At 73.8% G+C, this 2773-nt stretch carries 3 protein-coding genes; all 3 read right to left on the minus strand.

Annotation, left to right across the window (positions count from 1 at the left end; all coding sequences use genetic code 11):
• On the minus strand, nucleotides 1–840 hold an 840-nt coding region (locus C6N75_RS20500), incomplete at its 3' end, for an adenosylhomocysteinase (RefSeq protein ID WP_105870375.1).
• Nucleotides 818–1729, minus strand: a complete 912-nt coding sequence (metF, locus tag C6N75_RS20505) for a methylenetetrahydrofolate reductase [NAD(P)H] (protein WP_105870376.1) — start codon at nucleotides 1727–1729, stop codon at nucleotides 818–820. The genes metF and C6N75_RS20500, both read right to left, overlap by 23 nt.
• Complete coding sequence (locus C6N75_RS20510; protein ID WP_105870377.1) at nucleotides 1726–2727, minus strand: carbohydrate kinase family protein; 1002 nt, start codon at nucleotides 2725–2727, stop codon at nucleotides 1726–1728. Before C6N75_RS20510 ends, metF begins: the two co-directional genes overlap by 4 nt.
• Between the last annotated feature and the right edge of the window lie 46 nt (nucleotides 2728–2773).

Genomic DNA, 2773 nt, shown 5'->3' on the forward strand with positions numbered 1-2773 from the left:
GGTGACGATGACGCGGGCGCCCTGGCCGCGCAGGGACTCGGCGCAGCCCTTGCCGACGTCGCCGTAGCCGCAGACGACGGCGGTCTTGCCGCCGATGAGGGTGTCGGTGGCGCGGTTGATGCCGTCGACCAGGGAGTGGCGGCAGCCGTACTTGTTGTCGAACTTCGACTTGGTGACGGCGTCGTTCACGTTGATCGCCGGGAAGAGCAGAGCGCCGTCGCGGTGCATCTCGTAGAGGCGGTGGACGCCGGTGGTGGTTTCCTCGGTGACGCCGCGGATGCCGGCGGCGATGGCGGGCCAGTCCAGGGCGCTGGACTCCAGGAGGGCGCGGACGGCGGCCAGTTCCTCGTTGGCGGGGGCGGGGAGGGCGCCGGTCTTGCGGTACTCCACGCCCTGGTGGACCAGGACGGTGGCGTCGCCGCCGTCGTCGAGGATCATGTTGGGGCCGCCGGTGGGGCTGTCGGACCAGGTCAGCGCCTGCTCGGTGCACCACCAGTACTCCTGGAGGGTCTCGCCCTTCCAGGCGAAGACCGGGATGCCGGCGGCGGCGATGGCGGCGGCGGCGTGGTCCTGGGTGGAGTAGATGTTGCAGGACGCCCAGCGGACCTGCGCGCCGAGCGCGACCAGGGTCTCGATCAGGACGGCGGTCTGCACGGTCATGTGCAGGGAGCCGGTGACCCGGGCGCCGGCCAGCGGCTGGGCGGCGGCGTACTCGGCGCGGATCGCCATCAGGCCCGGCATCTCGTGCTCGGCGAGGGTGATCTCCTTGCGGCCGAACTCGGCCAGGGAGAGGTCGGCGACCTTGAAGTCGGTGACGTCAGAGGGAGGGTTGGCAGACACGGGTGCTCCTTTGGAGAGGGAGGGACGGGGAGGGGATCAGGCCCAGGACGTTGTGGTGGATCTCGCGGGTCGCGGTGGACTTGTTGAGGGTGATGTAGTGCAGGCCGGGGGCGCCTTCGGCGAGCAGGCGCTCGGCCATGGCGGTGGCGGTGGCGACGCCGACGCGGTGGCCCTCGGCGGGGTCGTGGCGGGCCGCGTGGAGGCGGTCGGCCAGGTCGGTCGGGAAGCTCGCGCCGCTCAGTTCGGCGAACCGGGCGATCTGCCGGACGTCGGTGGCGGGCATGATCTCCGGGATGATCGGGATGTCGCAGCCGGCGGCCGCCACCCGGTCCCGCAGCCGCAGGTAGTCCTCCACGTGGAAGAACATCTGGGTGATGGCGTAGTCGGCGCCCGCCCGGCACTTGGCGACGAAGTGGCGGATGTCGCTGTCCCAGTCCGGGGAGCGCGGGTGGCGCTCGGGGAAGGCGGCGACGCCGATGCGGAAGTCGCCCAGGGAGCGGACGAGTTCGACCAGTTGGCGGGCGTGGGTGAGGCCGGCCGGGTGCGGCGTCCAGGGGCCTTGCGGGTCGCCGGGCGGGTCGCCGCGCAGGACGAGGACGTCGCGGATGCCGGCGTCGGCGTACTGGCCGATGATGTGCCGCAGCTCGGCCACGGAGTGCCCGACGGCGGTGAGGTGGGCGACGGGCCGCAGCGTGGTCTCGGCGGCGATGCGGCGGGTGACGGCGACGGTGCGGTCCCGGGAGGAGCCGCCCGCGCCGTAGGTGACGGAGACGAAGTCGGGGCGCAGGGCTTCGACTTCGCGCAGGGCGCGCCACAGGGTGCGCTCGCCGGCCTCGGTCTTCGGCGGGAAGAACTCGAAGGAGAAGGAGGGGGCGGAGGAGGTCGTCATGCGGGGGGCTCCGGGGGGCCGGTGCGGCGCAGGGCGGCGGTGATGCGTTCGGCGGCCTCGGCGCCGTACGCCCGGTGAGCGGTGGTGTGGATGTCGTCCAGGTCGGCGCGGTAGCCCTGGGGGCCGACGGTGGCGAGGGCGGCGGAGGCGGTGACGCAGCCGAGGCGGGCGGCCGCGCCGAGGCACAGGCCGCGGCTGAGGCCGGCGAGGAAGCCGGCCCGGAACGCGTCGCCCGCGCCGGTGGGGTCGGCGACGGCGGTGTCGGGGACGGCGGGCACGGTGAGCGCGGGCAGGCCGCGCCGTTCGATGCGGACGCCGCCGGCGCCCAGGGTGGTGACCCAGGCGCCGGTCTGCTCCAGGATGGCGTCCCGGTCCCAGCCGGTGCGCTCGCGGAGCAGGGCCGACTCGTACTCGTTGGTGAACAGCCAGGCCGCGCCGCGGACCAGTTCGCGGGCCTGGTCGCCGTCGAGCCTGGCCAACTGCTGGGAGGGGTCGGCGGCGAAGGGCACCTGGTGGTCGCGGCAGGCGGCGGTGTGCCGCACCATCGCGGCGGGGTCGTCGGGGCAGACGACGACGAGGTCGGGCCGGTCGGCGGTGAAGGCGAGGCGCGGCAGGTCGATGTCGCGGGCCTCCTGCATGGCGCCGGCGTAGAAGGAGGCGATCTGGTTGCCGTCCTGGTCGGTCAGGCACATGAAGCGGGCGGTCTGCCGTTCGGCGGAGACGTGGACGCCGCCGGTGTCGACGCCGTGCTCCTTGAGCCACACCTCGTACGCGGCGAAGTCCGGGCCCACCGCGCCGACGAGGAGCGGGTGCAGGCCGAGGGCGCCGAGGCCGAAGGTGATGTTGGCGGCCACGCCGCCGCGGCGCACGTCGAGCGCGTCGACGAGGAAGGAGAGCGAGACGTGGTCGAGCTGGTCGGGCAGCAGTTGGTCGGCGAACCGGCCGGGGAAGGTCATCAGATGGTCGGTGGCGATGGAGCCGGTGACCGCGATGCGCACGGTGAACTCCTGGGAGGGGAGGAGGCGGGGGCAAGGGGGTCCGGAG

The organism is Streptomyces solincola (genome assembly GCF_002982015.1).
GTDB lineage: Bacteria > Actinomycetota > Actinomycetes > Streptomycetales > Streptomycetaceae > Streptomyces > Streptomyces solincola.